Below are 13,995 nucleotides of genomic sequence, written 5' to 3'. Positions count from 1 at the left end.
GTTTGGTGCATCATTTTAATACCCCTTTGGCATCTCTACTACAAACTGACTCCCGTGCCCAATCTGACTAGATACATGGATCTCCCCTGAATGAAGGGTAACGATCTTATGGACAATGGATAATCCAAGACCATTGCCCTCTTTTCGCCGATCCCTAGCATCGTCTGCTTTGTAAAAGCGATCAAATATATATTTAACCTTTTCCTCAGGAATACCCATCCCATTATCCGTAATGGAGACCTGGATTTGGTCCTTGTCCACGTGAGCTTCAACCTTGATCGCACCCTGTTTGTCCGTGAATTTGATAGCATTTGTCAGCAGATTAATCCAAACCTGCTCCATTAAGTCCTGATCGGCACAGACTTCGATCCGTTCCTCCACACAAAAATCTATCTCGATCTCTTTTTTTCCCCAATGCGGTTCTAGCATGAGCACGACTCGACGGAGCTGTTCGTCCAATGGATACTTAGCAGGCACATAGGGAAGCCGATCGGCATCAAGCGCCGCCAATCGAAGGAGATTGTCACTAAGCTTTGATAGACGATCGCTTTCTTCATTAATAATGTCTAACGACCGGTTCCTCTCTTCTTCTGTCATCCCGCCTTTTTTCAACATGGCAGCAAAACCCTTAATCGAGGTCAACGGAGATTGAATCTCATGGGAGACGTTGGATACAAAATCCTGCCGCATCTGTTCAAGACTCTCTAACTCCTCTGCCATACAGTTAAACGATTCCGTAAGATCGCCAATTTCATCCTTTCGACCTGAGCACGGAAGCCTGACCTTAAAATTTCCCGCAGCTAATTGCTTGGTTGCAGCAGTCAATTGGACGATGGGCTTCGTGAGGAAGCTAGAAGCCACGAAGGTCAGTATCGCACCTACCACCAGCACGATGGAAAGGACGAATAAAACATTCTGATTGACCTGAATGCGCTCAGACGTCATATCGGGCTGAATGAGCAAAGCATAGTCGATCCCATCAATCGAGATCTTTGTACCCACCACCATATCACAGACACAGGTCAACCCCTTGCCTGGATTCACATAGTCGGTTCCAGCCAGTATGGAATTTAACTCGTCCGAGCTAATTTCTATATTGGTTGAAGCGTCCATTTTCCCATAATCTGTGAATGAACCGTCTTCTGAATATAATCGAAGATTTACCTTTTTCAGATTGGCGATCCCCTCCATGAAAGTATGAAAATTTTTAGGGAGGGTCTCTTCATACAGATGAACAATGGCTGCGGCCGATTCAATAAATTTCTTGCGCTCCTGCTCAATGAAGGGTCCGCTTAATACTTTACTTGATACAAAAAAGGAAACAGCAACACTAATGACTACAACACCAAGGAAGGTAAGGACGACTCGAGTCTTAAGGGTATGGATCATAAGTTCACCGTCAGTTTATAGCCTAGTCCTCTCACCGTCACGATGGAAAAGCTTTCAGTCAAAGGTGCAAAACGCTCCCGTAATCGTTTAATATGAACATCCACTGTTCGTTCGTCTCCCTCATATTCAAGCCCCCAGAATTTCTCCACGAGCTGTCTCCTAGTGAAAGTCTGGTTTGGGTGACTGGCAAAATGAAATAGAATCTCAAATTCTTTAGGCGGAAGATGAATGTCTTCCTCATCTATCATGACCTCGTGGTTCGCTGCAAACAACGTTACATTTCCAATCTCAATCTGCTGAGAGTGGTTGATTTTGTACCGCTTGAGCAGCGCATGGACACGAACAATGAGCTCGAGTGGTTCAAACGGTTTGACTAAATAATCATCTGTGCCCATCCGAAATCCTTTGACTTTATCCCCTGTCTCTCCCTTAGCCGTCACCATGATAATCGGAATATCCAAATAATCTTTGATTTCTTGACAAAGCTTGTATCCATCCATCTTCGGCATCAGGATATCAATGATCCCCAAGTCTATTTTCTGCTGCTCCAGCTTCGTTAGCGCCTCTTCTCCGTCCCCCGCTAAAGTAACGTGGAAGCCTTCACTCTGTAAGGTCATTCGAATGAGATCTTGAATGTAAGGGTCATCATCCACCACCAAAATATGAGCCATCTATTATTACCTCCATAAAAATCTATCCATATAGTAATTCAACCTCGTTCTTCATTTCCCTCTTCCTTGTTAACCGAGGCCTGGATTAAATAAACGGAACCTAAGAACATACGCTCTAAATGATCAACTTGCAAACCTGCATTGTTCATCAATTGCAATATATCTCGATTTTGATGGCAACCGATCAGTCGCATAGATAAGCCGTCCAAGCGGTTTTGCAGCCATGCATACGGGGAGTTGGTGCTGATTCCATGTTCGAATAGCAACACTTTCGCCTCAGGCTTTGCCCATTTTTGAAACTGCTGAAGGACAAACTCCGGATGCTGATACGCACATAATGATAGGGTGGAGACGATGGTATCAAAGGTATTTTCCTCAAAATCCAAGTTTTCAACATCACTTACGAAGAACTCGCAATCTACGTCGTAATCCTCTGCCGCAACTCTTGCTTTTTCAATCATCTTTATACTAAAGTCAGCGGCCACAACCTGCACCCCTTTAGGGTAGAAAGCGAAGTTATTCCCTGCACCGACTGAAACCTCAAGCACCTTTCCCTCCGCATGCCGTAGGAGCCTGCTACGCTCAGCTGCATGCTGTAGTTTCTTTCTGCGTTTTTCATAGGAATTGGCTTGTTTGTCAAAAATCCGTATGGCTCTCTCACTGGACAAATGTATACACCTCAAACTTCATTTTTTTACTTTCTCTATGCTCACTCCTAATGTAAAGTCTATATATGAACAAAAGATGAACAAATTTCCAACCCAAGAAAATGTTGTTCATCTTTCGTTCATAAAAGGATGATACTTTATCCTCATCGAATCTTAGGAGGTTTATTGCATGAGTTTCTTAGAATTTATGATTCTACTATTAACGACGGTAGGGATTATAGGACTACTTCTACCTTTCCAACACTACCGCAACTTTTATAAGGGGGTTGTGAGCCTTTCGATTCTATTCCTGATCCTCCACCCTCTTCAAGATGGCCTGCGCTGGCAAATGGGTTTAGCTTACCTTGTTCTGGTCGTGGTTAATGGTGAGATGATTAGAAGATTAATTAATAAAAGCAGTCATCCCCCAAAAAGCAAACTCATTCGGATAGGATTAAGTACTCTCGGTATGCTTTTCCTTGTACTATCCCTCGTAATCGGTCACGTTGTATTCCCGGCATTCGCTATGCCTTCCCCTACGGGTCCATTTGGCATCGGAGCGAGAGATGTATTTTTTAAGGATGAAGCACGTCCGGAAATCTATACCGCAGACCCCCATGACAAAAGAGAACTCGTAGCCACTATCTGGTATCCCATAGATAAGGAACACTCCTACCAAGTAGAAAAGTATCCAACCGAATTCGGGCAAGTGGTAAAGTCGCTGATGGGTATACCAACCCTTATCTTTAGTCATTTAACCTTGATCGACACCCATACTATAAGAAATGCAGAGATTTCTAATCAATATCCGGAGTACCCTATTTTGTTTTTCTCCCATGCGGATAAAGCCACACGATTTCAGAATCTAGCACAAATTGAACAATTGGTCAGTCACGGATATGTAGTCGTTGGTATGAACCATACCTATAATGCCGGATTATCTAGGCTAGAGCATGGCAAAGAGGTCCCAGCCACAGTAGGTCTATCCTTTACCGATCACGCTGCCAATGCTGAACTAGTAGAAGTCAGAGCGAGGGATATTCAATTTGTATTGGATGAACTAGAAAGGTTAAAGGAAGAGAAGCCTGCCTTCTTTGGAAAATTAAATGTAGCTCAGGTTGGCGTATTCGGTCATTCCTTAGGAGGTTCAACAGCCGTGAAATTGCTATCAATTGATGAGAGATTTAAAGCTGGGGTAAACCTCGACGGGGCGATCCTAAAAGATACAGTTCTGACACCGATTGATCGTCCTTATCTGTCCATATTGAGAGAAGGGTTTTTCTCCTATGTTCCGACAGAGGCAGAACTAGAATCGATGGAAGCTTCCTTGGAAGACTTTCAAGAAATGTATAGGCTAATAGAAGATAATTTCAGAACAGTACATGGCAATCTGACACAAGACGGGTATGATCTCAGCTTAAAAGGAGCAGGACATTATAGCTTTACGGATGGAGCTTTTATTTCTCCCTTGTTATTTGGTTCTGGTCTTGACCCACACCAAGCTCATCAAATCACCAGCGATTATACTTTAGCCTTCTTCAACAAATATATTAAAGGCGAACCAGCAAGCTTATTAGAGAGCCAAGCTTCAACATATAACGAAGTCATAATGAAGAAGAGCAATCCTTCCCAATAGACCAAAGGAGAAGAACCTTATGATTAGGAAGTATGAAGAACAAGATTTGGAAGAAATCATCAACATCTTTATAGCTGCCTCCAGACTTGCACACTCTTTTGTTTCCGAAGAATTTATTCAGGAAGAGGTTCATAATATTCGAAGCCTCTATATCCACCAGACTAGAACCTTTGTATATGAACATAACCACAAAGTCATCGGTTTCATATGTTTAATGGCAAATGAAATAGGAGCTCTCTTTGTTGCTCCACAATGGCATGGTTGCGGCATTGGAAAAGATTTAATGAATTATGTGAGATCCTTGCATAAAACACTTGAAGTTGAGGTTTTCAAAGAAAATCAAATGGCTAGAAGCTTTTATGAGACATGTGGTTTTACTGAACTCAAAGAACATATTCATACAAGCGGTCATACTCTACTTCGGTTAAGATACGATATGATGTCCTTGTCTCTAAAGAAATCGTAGAATAACGTAGAAAAGGAGCCATAAATTGATGGCTCCTTTTCTACTGATTTTACTTTCTTGTCTCATATATATCCTTTTAGCATTACGGCTTTTCGATATCTAAAACTTTTAGCACCTCATCTAGAATGGTTGGATCTTTAATTAAAGGATAAACGTCTGGCCAAACCTTCATGGCCTCTTGTACCCAAACTTCCTCATCCACAGGTCTTCCAGATAATTGAACCCCTTTTTCCGTTAGAATATCTTTCCCTTCTTTCTCCAGCTCCTCTGCAATACTAAAGGCATGTTCCGTTATCTCTTTCCCCGCAGCTAGAATTTCTTCTTGAACATCTTGCGGAAGGCTTTGGAACCATGTTTCGGATACCACCAATGGATTAATTGCTAACTTATAACGGAGGTCTGTCACATAACTTTGGACTTCATAAAATTTCTGCTGGGCGATTCCGACATAAGTCATTTCCATTCCATCCACCACTTTTTGCTGGAGGGCCCCGAACAACTCATCAAAGCCCATGGCTACAGGCTCCGAATTCCATGCTTTAAAAGTGGAAACCTGGACGGGATTATTGGGAACTCGAATCTTAATCCCCTTTAGATCCTCCATTTTTTCAACTGGTTTCTTACTGTTGGATAGGACCCTAAAACCTTGAACTCCCCATGCAATGGGACGCGTATCGCTTTCTTTAATCATGATATCCGTAAACTTGCCATCAAGTTCTGTGATCACTTTTTTGAATTCGTCATTGCTCTTGAATAAGAAAGGCAAGTCAAGAACACTAAGGGAAGGTGCAAATACACTCGCATTGTTTGAAGCTAAGACCGTAGCTTGGATAATACCATTTTGCATATCCTGGAATGCTCTTTGCTCTCCACCAAGCTGTCCTCCTGGAAAAATTTCCACCTTGACCTTCTCGTTTTTCTCCATGATTTCTTTAAACTTCAGCGCGACTGCATGATAGGGATCCCGATCTGTAGCCGAATTGGTATGCGCCAGCTTAATCGTAATTGGGTTTGTTTCTTTCGACTCTGGAGCCGCCTCTTGAACATTGGTTTGTCCTGTAGTCTCCGGTTTGCTACCTCCACAACCTGCAGCTAGCACGCTAAAGGCAACTACAATCGTTGCTAAAATCCTTCCTTTTCTCATCTTTACCCCTCGCTTTCGATAGAATAGTTGATACACCTTTTTAATGCCCCATCAGCCTTGGCAAAAACAGCACCAAGCCTTCTCCAAACCTCATGACCAAAAAGACTGTAATGATTAATGCTGCTGTATAAGGAAGTATAGACTTGGAAGCGCGCTCAAGAGAGATTCCCGTAAGATTCATGGCAATAAAGAGATTGGGACCAAGTGGCGGTGTTAATAGAGCCACTTCATTTGCCATAACCCATAGAATTCCAAAGAATATAGGATCAATGCCTAAACTAGTGATCACTGGAACAAGAATAGGCGCTAGGATAACAATGGTTGCAAGCGTGTCCATAAACATGCCTAGGATAAAAAGGAAAGCTAAGATCATGGTCAATACCATATAAGGACTATCGGTTATACTTAATAGCATTTCAGTCAACTTATGTGGAACTTGATAAAGGGTTAGAAATCTCCCAAATAAAACGGATACACCTACTACAATAACAACAGTCGAAGTGGCAACGTTTGTCATATCTATGCTTTCTTTTATCTTCTGCCAGCTTAAAGTTTTGTTTACGATGAAACCAACCAATAATGCATAGAAAACGGCTACTACGGAAGCCTCAACCGGAGTGAAAACTCCCAAGTAAATACCTCCTAGGATGATAATAGGAGAAAGCAAGGACCAAAAGTTTCTACCAAAACATTGAATAATTTCTTTAACTTCATATCTTTCGGTACTGCCGCCGAACCCCTGCTTACGAGCAATGGAATAGGCTGTGAGGATGAGAACTAAGCCAACTAAGAAACCGGGGATAAATCCTGCCATGAATAATCCTGAGATGGAGACATTTGCAATTACCCCGTATAAGATCATGGGATTACTTGGCGGAATTAGAATCCCTAGTGTTCCTCCCGTGGAACATACACCTGCAGCGTAATCTACTGAATACCCGCGCTTAATCATCGACGGGATCATGATGCTGCCCATCGCTGCTACCGTTGCGGGACCTGAACCAATCATGGCAGCAAAAAATACACAACCCAATATCGTGACGACTCCCAATCCGCCTCTCATTCTTCCAACCAGCATCATAATAAACTCTACGATTTGGTTAGCTATACCTAGTCGCTCCATTAAGGCCCCTGCTAAAATAAAAGCTGGAACGGCTAATAAAGGGAACATGTCGGTTACCTTAAACAGATCTAACGGAATAATGGTTAGAGGCAATTCACTTTGAAGTAAAACAATCACCGTGGATGCCCCAATAGCCACATAGATCGGAATCCCCAAAGCAAGGAAGGAAAATAATAGTACCCAAATTAGGATTTCAGCTGACAAGCTCATCCCCCCTTTTTCTTGGAAGCCATCTTTCTATAATCCTGATCGTTTGAAGCGTAAAGCCAATGGGAATGAGGGCAAAAATGTACTTCATATCCAGCATTAAGGAACCTGAAATAAGAGGACGTTCATTCATAGATGCAATCAGTATTGCACTATGGTAAATCACAAAAAAATTGAATGTAACCCAAACGATATCCCCATAAGAAAGATGATTTTTTGTATGGGTTCCGGAAATCGAAGGATATGGGCATTAATTCTGATATGACTTCCTCTCTGGATCCCAATGCTTGCAGAGATATATACCATGGCAAGGAACCCGAAACGAGCAATTTCTTCTGTCCATGAAAAAGCACTACCAAAGACATATCGAGCAATCACCTGAATAAATAGAAGAGTGATGATCGTACAAAGCAAAAAACCAGTAATGATATTTTCAAAATTATGGATAAGCTGGAACCAACGTTTTTTCATGGACTACCTCCCACTCATCTAACCTGATTATTGCTTTGAAATACTCGGATTTTCTGACGAACGATTTCTTTCATCCTTTCTTCTGCATCCAATTGATAACGATATGGATCAAGGGAACTTCCCCTCTCTTCCAATGATGCCTTTAAGCCTTCTGTATATGCCGCTCGCAGCTCTGTATCCACATTGATTTTTGATATCCCAAGAGGAATGGCTTCACGGATTTGCTCAGCCGGAATGCCTGATCCACCATGTAACACGATAGGGATCCTTATCGCTTGATAAATCTGATTTAGTCGGGCTAAATCCAACTTCGGCTCCTGTTTGTATAATCCGTGGGCGGAACCAATCGCAACAGCTAATGAATCCACTCCTGTCTCCTGGTAAAAGTACAGGGCTTCCTCAGGATCGGTATAAAAGGCATCTTTTTCATCTACAGAAAGATCATCTTCTACTCCGGCTATTTTACCTAGTTCGGCTTCTACTGAAACTCCGCATGCATGAGCGGCTTGCACGACTTGCTTTGTGATTGCAATATTGGTTTCTAAAGGGCGATGGGATCCGTCAAACATTACCGAAGTGCACCCTTGCTGCAAAGCAACCATAACTTGCTCAAAACTGTTTCCGTGATCAAGGTGAATGGATACAGGAATAGATACCTGATGACCAAAATGGTGGATGTAATTGATTAGCGTCTTAAAACCGCTATTCCGTATGGCTCTTTGCCCAATTTGCAGCATAATAGGTGCTTTTTCTTCTTCCGCTGCAGCAAGAACTCCTTTTACCATTTCAGCCGTGTGGATACTGAAGGCGCCTACAGCATATTGATTTTCTAGTGCGTGATAAAGCAGATCCGTGCCTTTGACTAGCTTCATAATAATCCTCCTTGAAAGTGATCATCTCTTTAAGTGTACATGGTAAGTGTACCGATTGGAGCGATACTTTGTTCTCGCAAACTCAATAGGGTTCCTGTTGTTATCTAGTGTCAATCGCTCCATCTGAAGTAAGGGCTCCTGCTCCTTGACCCCAAGTAAGAACGAATCCTCTTTTGTTGCAGCCACAGCACTAATCTCTTCGTCAGCCTCAAGCAATTGTACGCCATGCTGTTCTAGAATTTTGTAAAAGGCTACAGATTCCAAATCCTCTTTTAACAAATGCTCTCCAATAGATTTCGGCCAATAGGACGTTTCGATAGCAATGGGTTCTCCATCAGCCAGCCTAACTCGCTTGATCAGTATGATGGAATCTTCCAATGATATTTTGAGTTTTTCAGCCACAGGATGATTAGCCGGCAATTCATCGACATGTACCAATTTAGCGGATGGAACTAATTCCTTTCTCTCCATTTCTTCTGCAAATCCTGTAAGCTTATTCAAATTCTCAACGAGTCGGGGTTTGCATACCATGGTTCCCCTTCCTTGCTTTTTCTCCAAATATCCGCTTTGAACCAATAAATTGATCGCCTCTCGAACCGTAGTTCGGCTAACTTGGTAATATTCTATAAGTTCACTTTCCGTAGGAATAATGCATCCTGGGACCCATACACCCTTCTCTATTTTGTCAAAGAAGATCTCATAGAGCTGATGATACAAAGGAATGGGCAGTGAATCATCTAATTTCCTTGTTTCCATTTATTTCATATCTCCTATTGCTTTGACATGTGGTCTCATCTCCATGCGTCCATATTCACATGTTTCTCCAATAATCGGATAAAGCCACTCCTTAAAGGAACTCGCGATCGGTACAAAATTGTCATCCGAAATAAACTGAGACTCTAAAGACCTCTCTTGGTTTACTACTCGTGATAATGGAACCTCGCTACTTGTCATTGCATGACCTAATCCCCGCTGCAGTCCTATCATGATGTCGGACTTTCCCTCTAGTAAGGCTTCTGCTGCCTTTTCCCCTACCATTCTGGCTTCTAAGCGATCCTGATTGGAAACCATAAAATGAGTGCATCTCTGCAGGATCCCCAAATTTTCATAACGACTGGATAATCCTAGCTCGGTAGTAATCCTTTCCGAAACGAGTCCTCCAACTCCACCGAGCACTTTATGATCTCTACTTTTACTAAGCTCAATTTCCGATACTGAATTGCCATGTTTATCTTTTAATCCTTCACTGACTACTACGATCGCATAGCCTAACCGCCTATGTACCTTATTTACACTCTCAAGGAATTGATCCATATTAAATGGGATTTCCGGCAAGCACACGATGTGGGGAGCATCATCTGGACTGTTCCTGAAGTAAGTAGAGGAGGCTGCAAGCCAGCCGACATTACGTCCCATCGTTTCTACAACTCTCACGTTCTCAAAATTCTTCATAGACTCTAGATCAAAAGCTAAGTCTCGCACCGCATGGGCAACAAATCGAGCCGCGCTGCCATATCCAGGTGTATGATCAGTTTCCACGAGATCGTTATCCACCGTTTTTGGAATTCCAATTACTTGAAGGTTATATCCCATTTCTCTGGCCGTTTCTGCAATTTGATTACATGACCACATGGTTCCATTTCCTCCCACTATCGCTAAAGCAGAAACTCCCTTTTCCTTTAGTTGTAGAATGATACGTCCGATGTCTTGTTCCGATAATGGCTTCCTTCCAGCACCTAAGGCTGCACCTGGCACGTTTTGCAACCACTCATATTCTCCTACGGCGCGATGGTTAAGATGGATGAATCGACCATCTATGAGACCGGCGATTCCCCCATAAATTCCATAGACTTGAACGTTATCGCAATGAGAAAACCCTTTCAAGAAACCATATAAACTAGAATTAATAACGGCTGTGGGACCTCCTGCTTGAGCAATAGCAATCTTCATCTTATTTGGCACTTCATATATCACCTCACCTTAAATAACAGACTTTATTGGGCATGATACTTTATGAGAGAATGATCATATCATCATTATAAAAATATGCTTTAAGAACAAAGATCATAAGATCATGATGTTTACTTAAAGAAATCATATACTTACCCAAAATAAAATTCAATAAGTTTAGACAATTTTATTTATTTAGAATTTAAATACATAGGTTTTAGAAAATAAATAAATTACTAGCTACTACTTGGAACCTGACTGGATTTTTCTTATCCTTTGCAGTGAACGGGGAATAATCATCAATTGGCAGTACCATGGCCTTTTTGAAACAGTAAAGAAATAAGCCGCCGTAGCAGCATTTAATGTATTGATGAGAGGTATTAGCTGGGAAAAACCTAGATCGTCCGATCCTATTACAAAAGAGGGGCAGCATGGCTTCTCTTTTTGTGTTTTTACAAATCATTTCGTGTATACATTTTGAAAGGCTCATTCGTTGTATAAGTGTAGGGAGGACAAAAGATGAAAAAAGAAAATATACTAACTTCCTATCTTATGAATGTGGGAGAGGAAGTGTTCCGGCTACTACTGGCGAAAGGAGCTAAAAAAGAAGATGCGGAAGATATTATTCAAAATACCTTTTACAAAGTTTATCTCTTATTGGATGACTTAACAGAGAGCAATATACGTCCTTGGTTTTTTAGAGTATCTCTCAATGAGTACATCGACTTAAAAAGGAAAAAGGAGCAGCAGAACCTTTCCTTATCTGAGGAAATTTATTCAAAGCTGCAACATACAGATCATGAGTTGGATGCCATCCTAAATAAAGATGAGATTTTCTACTTATTGAAAGACATAAAAAACGAATATAAAGAGATTTTCTTTTTAAAGTATTATTATGATTTTTCCTATGAGGAAATTGCCCACATTCTAGAAATTCAAGCAGATAGCGTCAAGCAGAAATTATATCGTGCACGTAAATCGGTTCACTCAAAGATCGGAGGAAAACGTTAATGGACACTTCCATTAAAACCGCTTTAAAAAAAGCGAAACGAAAACAATTGCTTAAAACCATCATCATTTCTATCATTGTTGTACTGATTTTATTGCCTATCCTTTATAAAACTGGCAACTACTTTGCATCCAAAAGTTCTTCAAGACTTCATGACCAGCTGTTTTTATATCATGCCATTGCCCAACCGAATATTCGGATCGACTCTCAAGTCACGAGTCATTCCTCCATGTTTGGCGGTAATATGATTACCAATCGCTCTAAAAACATCAATGGCTATCTTGTTCCATGGAGCACACTCACGAGCTCGTATTCTTGGTTCAGAGTAGATATCGATCATAACGAATTAACCCCAGGTTTTTACTCCTCTGATACAGATTTTTATGAGTATGACAAACAAACGAAAAATAAAGTAGCGACATTCTATCATCCATCGATCCAAGACTACTATGATGGTATCCAAAACGAACTAAGCGAAATCTCACAAATGGAAAATCACGTTGCGGAAGTGGCCCTTTCTTTTAATCAGCCTTATACGCTAAAGGAAATACAAGCTAAAATTCCCGACAATTTAAACATCGCATGGTTGTATATGACCTCCCCTATTGTAGATGAAAGTAATGGTCCTGCTGGTATGCCGGTTTATGGATTTGATCCATCAGATTCACCTAAGGAAGCATACAACAGCTTTATTGAAGCACTTGAAAAATATGATGCTAAGGGGAATAACGAAACCATCCAGACATTTTTAAATGAAAATAAAAACAAACCATTTGATGAAGTCAAGATTTTAGGTATCATGCTCACTGGCCAAACGGAGAATTTTAAAGCCTTAGAAAATCAAGAACTTATTCGTGGAGCCTCGGTTGGAGCTGTTGCACAAGTCGTCCCTTATATTAAACCCGAAAAATAGTACCAACAGAAAAGACCGCTAGAGTTCACACAACTCAAAAGCGGTCTTTTTTCAGGTGTTACTCTATTTCGTTAGCGAGATTGATTAAATCCTCTTTCTTTACGGTTTCGGACATCGTTGCTACACGAAAATATCTTTTGGTCCCATCGGTTTCACTTATCCATTGAATAGCTTGGCGGACACCTTGATTGATATAAAAAGCCTCTTGGCCATTAACCATGACTTTGCTTAGGTCTGTCTGGCTTGGATCATGCTTCATATTTTCATAACGAGCGGTATCATCTGTTGTTAATACATGCACGACTTCATGGCCATTGGTATACTCCGCAAGCGTATTGAGTTGTTTATTGCCAACCAGGCCATCTAAAATCCTATACACGATCTTTTTGTCTGTATCTTTTGCCTCTTGTAACAACTCTTCTTTTATCTCTTGAAAGATGTCCCCTTCTCTTTCCGCCATAATAATGCCTTTTTTAAATGTATAACCTCCTGATAGTTCTTCTTTAAAATCATAGGATTGCTGGCTCTCTGCATTTAATTCACCCAACTCCGAATACTCGCTTGGTTTGGTGTGAATCATAAATTCGTCTGTAGGGTATTTATCTGTTTCATAGGCAATAATCGTTTGTTCTGCTTCAATACTCTCGACTAATTCCTCCATGGAATTCCAATCCTGAGTGCTGTCTATGGGCTCCTCCGTCAATTCCATGACCACTTCGCCCTTGTCATTCATGAGTTGATATAAATTGGTTGCAGCGTAAGTCATACCTGAGAAGGTAATGAGCGCCCCTGCTAAAACAGCAATCTTCATAGGCTTTCCTAATTTGCTAAATGACCATTTCGTTTTTTGATCCTCCAATAAATGAAGGGTATCCTCTATTCGCTTTTTTACCATGGGTGGTACCTCCTTATGGATTTCATCCTCGAACATTTTTCTGAAAGAATTTTCATCATGAAATTTCAATTTAAACACCTCTCTGCTCCATGGGATGGTCAAAGTAAGAAGCGAGCTGTACCCTTGCCCTTGCTAATCTGGATTTAACCGTTCCTTCAGCAATATCTAATAGTTCTGCCGTTTCCTTTAAAGACCATCCTTCTATGTAATACAAAATAATGACAACTCTCATTTCTTCTTTTAGATTTTGTATCGCTTCCCACACTTCAATTTTCTGGCTAATATTTAGATCCACTACCCCTTCGTTTATTTCATAGACAGGTACGACCTTTTTTTTCGTTGCCAAAAGATCTCTACATTTATTGATTAAAATTCGTGTAATCCAAGTCTTAAAATACTTTTCATTTTTCAAACCTTCGATCGAGGAGTATGCTTTTATAATCGTCTCTTGAATCGCATCAGCACAATCCATATCCGAATATAAAATTCCCTTTGCCACTCTATACAAAGAACCCTCTACCTCGCGAATAATATACATAAACGAATCATGATTCCCTTTAACGGCCAGCCTTACATGGTGTTCGAACACCCTCCCGTTCACC

General features: G+C 41.1%; 15 protein-coding genes. 4 read left to right on the top strand and 11 right to left on the bottom strand.

Annotation, left to right across the window (positions count from 1 at the left end; genetic code table 11):
- Window positions 1-15: 15 nt before the first annotated feature.
- From EIZ39_RS12835 to EIZ39_RS12825, 3 genes are read right to left on the bottom strand one after another with little or no spacing between them, the layout of a single operon-like run.
- A complete protein-coding gene (locus EIZ39_RS12835; protein ID WP_129200387.1) occupies window positions 16-1,389 on the bottom strand; it encodes a HAMP domain-containing sensor histidine kinase in 1,374 nt (457 codons plus the stop codon).
- A complete protein-coding gene (locus EIZ39_RS12830) occupies window positions 1,386-2,060 on the bottom strand; it encodes a response regulator transcription factor (protein WP_129200386.1) in 675 nt (224 codons plus the stop codon). Before EIZ39_RS12830 ends, EIZ39_RS12835 begins: the two co-directional genes overlap by 4 nt.
- 38 nt (window positions 2,061-2,098) lie before the next feature.
- A complete protein-coding gene (locus EIZ39_RS12825) occupies window positions 2,099-2,728 on the bottom strand; it encodes a class I SAM-dependent methyltransferase (protein WP_164985078.1) in 630 nt (209 codons plus the stop codon).
- Window positions 2,729-2,897: 169 nt separating this feature from the next.
- Here EIZ39_RS12825 and EIZ39_RS12820 point away from each other — a divergent pair, with 169 nt between their 5' ends.
- Together EIZ39_RS12820 and EIZ39_RS12815 are read left to right on the top strand one after the other, a co-directional pair.
- Complete coding sequence (locus EIZ39_RS12820; RefSeq protein WP_129200384.1) at window positions 2,898-4,343, top strand: alpha/beta hydrolase family protein; 1,446 nt, start codon at window positions 2,898-2,900, stop codon at window positions 4,341-4,343.
- 19 nt (window positions 4,344-4,362) lie between these two features.
- Entirely contained in the window at window positions 4,363-4,809 is a 447-nt protein-coding gene (locus EIZ39_RS12815) for a GNAT family N-acetyltransferase (RefSeq protein WP_129200383.1), read from the top strand.
- 82 nt (window positions 4,810-4,891) lie between these two features.
- Here the strand turns inward: EIZ39_RS12815 and EIZ39_RS12810 are convergent, their stop codons facing one another.
- The 6 genes from EIZ39_RS12810 to EIZ39_RS12785 form a co-directional block, all read right to left on the bottom strand.
- A complete protein-coding gene (locus EIZ39_RS12810; RefSeq protein WP_129200382.1) occupies window positions 4,892-5,953 on the bottom strand; it encodes a TRAP transporter substrate-binding protein in 1,062 nt (353 codons plus the stop codon).
- A 40-nt stretch (window positions 5,954-5,993) separates the two neighbouring features.
- Complete coding sequence (locus tag EIZ39_RS12805) at window positions 5,994-7,280, bottom strand: TRAP transporter large permease (RefSeq protein ID WP_129200381.1); 1,287 nt, start codon at window positions 7,278-7,280, stop codon at window positions 5,994-5,996.
- Between the two features lie 165 nt (window positions 7,281-7,445).
- Window positions 7,446-7,754 (bottom strand): TRAP transporter small permease, encoded by a 309-nt coding sequence (locus EIZ39_RS12800; protein WP_129200380.1) that lies wholly within the window; start codon window positions 7,752-7,754, stop codon window positions 7,446-7,448.
- Window positions 7,755-7,768: 14 nt separating this feature from the next.
- Window positions 7,769-8,626 (bottom strand): class II fructose-bisphosphate aldolase, encoded by an 858-nt coding sequence (locus EIZ39_RS12795; protein ID WP_129200379.1) that lies wholly within the window; start codon window positions 8,624-8,626, stop codon window positions 7,769-7,771.
- 21 nt (window positions 8,627-8,647) lie between these two features.
- Window positions 8,648-9,382 carry a GntR family transcriptional regulator gene (locus EIZ39_RS12790; protein WP_129200378.1) on the bottom strand — a complete coding sequence of 245 codons (735 nt, stop codon included), beginning with the start codon at window positions 9,380-9,382 and terminating at the stop codon, window positions 8,648-8,650.
- Window positions 9,383-10,588: a diphosphate--fructose-6-phosphate 1-phosphotransferase gene (locus tag EIZ39_RS12785; protein WP_129200377.1), complete on the bottom strand. Its 1,206-nt coding sequence runs from the start codon at window positions 10,586-10,588 to the stop codon at window positions 9,383-9,385.
- Between the two features lie 507 nt (window positions 10,589-11,095).
- Here EIZ39_RS12785 and EIZ39_RS12780 point away from each other — a divergent pair.
- Window positions 11,096-11,587, top strand: coding sequence for an RNA polymerase sigma factor (locus EIZ39_RS12780; RefSeq protein WP_129200376.1), 492 nt, complete (start codon window positions 11,096-11,098; stop codon window positions 11,585-11,587).
- Window positions 11,587-12,498, top strand: coding sequence for a sigma factor regulator N-terminal domain-containing protein (locus EIZ39_RS12775; protein WP_129200375.1), 912 nt, complete (start codon window positions 11,587-11,589; stop codon window positions 12,496-12,498). Before EIZ39_RS12780 ends, EIZ39_RS12775 begins: the two co-directional genes overlap by 1 nt.
- A 58-nt stretch (window positions 12,499-12,556) precedes the next feature.
- On the opposite strand, the gene EIZ39_RS12770 is transcribed toward EIZ39_RS12775, so the two are convergent.
- Window positions 12,557-13,393, bottom strand: a complete 837-nt coding sequence (locus tag EIZ39_RS12770) for a hypothetical protein (RefSeq protein ID WP_129200374.1) — start codon at window positions 13,391-13,393, stop codon at window positions 12,557-12,559.
- 70 nt (window positions 13,394-13,463) lie between these two features.
- Window positions 13,464-13,982, bottom strand: coding sequence for a sigma-70 family RNA polymerase sigma factor (locus tag EIZ39_RS12765; RefSeq protein ID WP_240675796.1), 519 nt, complete (start codon window positions 13,980-13,982; stop codon window positions 13,464-13,466).
- Window positions 13,983-13,995 lie beyond the last annotated feature (13 nt).

This window comes from Ammoniphilus sp. CFH 90114 (assembly GCF_004123195.1).
Lineage (GTDB): Bacteria > Bacillota > Bacilli > Aneurinibacillales > RAOX-1 > YIM-78166.
The sequence above is the reverse complement of the archived record's forward strand: the minus strand, read 5'-3'. Positions and strand labels throughout refer to the sequence as shown.

What these genes read in the sequence shown, in the direction of transcription:
- EIZ39_RS12790 (WP_129200378.1), bottom strand. Translation starts at nt 9,382, where the DNA reads ATGGAAACAAGGAAATTAGATGATTCACTGCCCATTCCTTTGTATCAT.
- EIZ39_RS12830 (WP_129200386.1), bottom strand. Translation starts at nt 2,060, where the DNA reads ATGGCTCATATTTTGGTGGTGGATGATGACCCTTACATTCAAGATCTC.
- EIZ39_RS12775 (WP_129200375.1), top strand. Translation starts at nt 11,587, where the DNA reads ATGGACACTTCCATTAAAACCGCTTTAAAAAAAGCGAAACGAAAACAA.
- EIZ39_RS12810 (WP_129200382.1), bottom strand. Translation starts at nt 5,953, where the DNA reads ATGAGAAAAGGAAGGATTTTAGCAACGATTGTAGTTGCCTTTAGCGTG.
- EIZ39_RS12795 (WP_129200379.1), bottom strand. Translation starts at nt 8,626, where the DNA reads ATGAAGCTAGTCAAAGGCACGGATCTGCTTTATCACGCACTAGAAAAT.
- EIZ39_RS12780 (WP_129200376.1), top strand. Translation starts at nt 11,096, where the DNA reads ATGAAAAAAGAAAATATACTAACTTCCTATCTTATGAATGTGGGAGAG.
- EIZ39_RS12800 (WP_129200380.1), bottom strand. Translation starts at nt 7,754, where the DNA reads ATGAAAAAACGTTGGTTCCAGCTTATCCATAATTTTGAAAATATCATT.
- EIZ39_RS12820 (WP_129200384.1), top strand. Translation starts at nt 2,898, where the DNA reads ATGAGTTTCTTAGAATTTATGATTCTACTATTAACGACGGTAGGGATT.
- EIZ39_RS12815 (WP_129200383.1), top strand. Translation starts at nt 4,363, where the DNA reads ATGATTAGGAAGTATGAAGAACAAGATTTGGAAGAAATCATCAACATC.
- EIZ39_RS12770 (WP_129200374.1), bottom strand. Translation starts at nt 13,393, where the DNA reads ATGGTAAAAAAGCGAATAGAGGATACCCTTCATTTATTGGAGGATCAA.
- EIZ39_RS12835 (WP_129200387.1), bottom strand. Translation starts at nt 1,389, where the DNA reads ATGATCCATACCCTTAAGACTCGAGTCGTCCTTACCTTCCTTGGTGTT.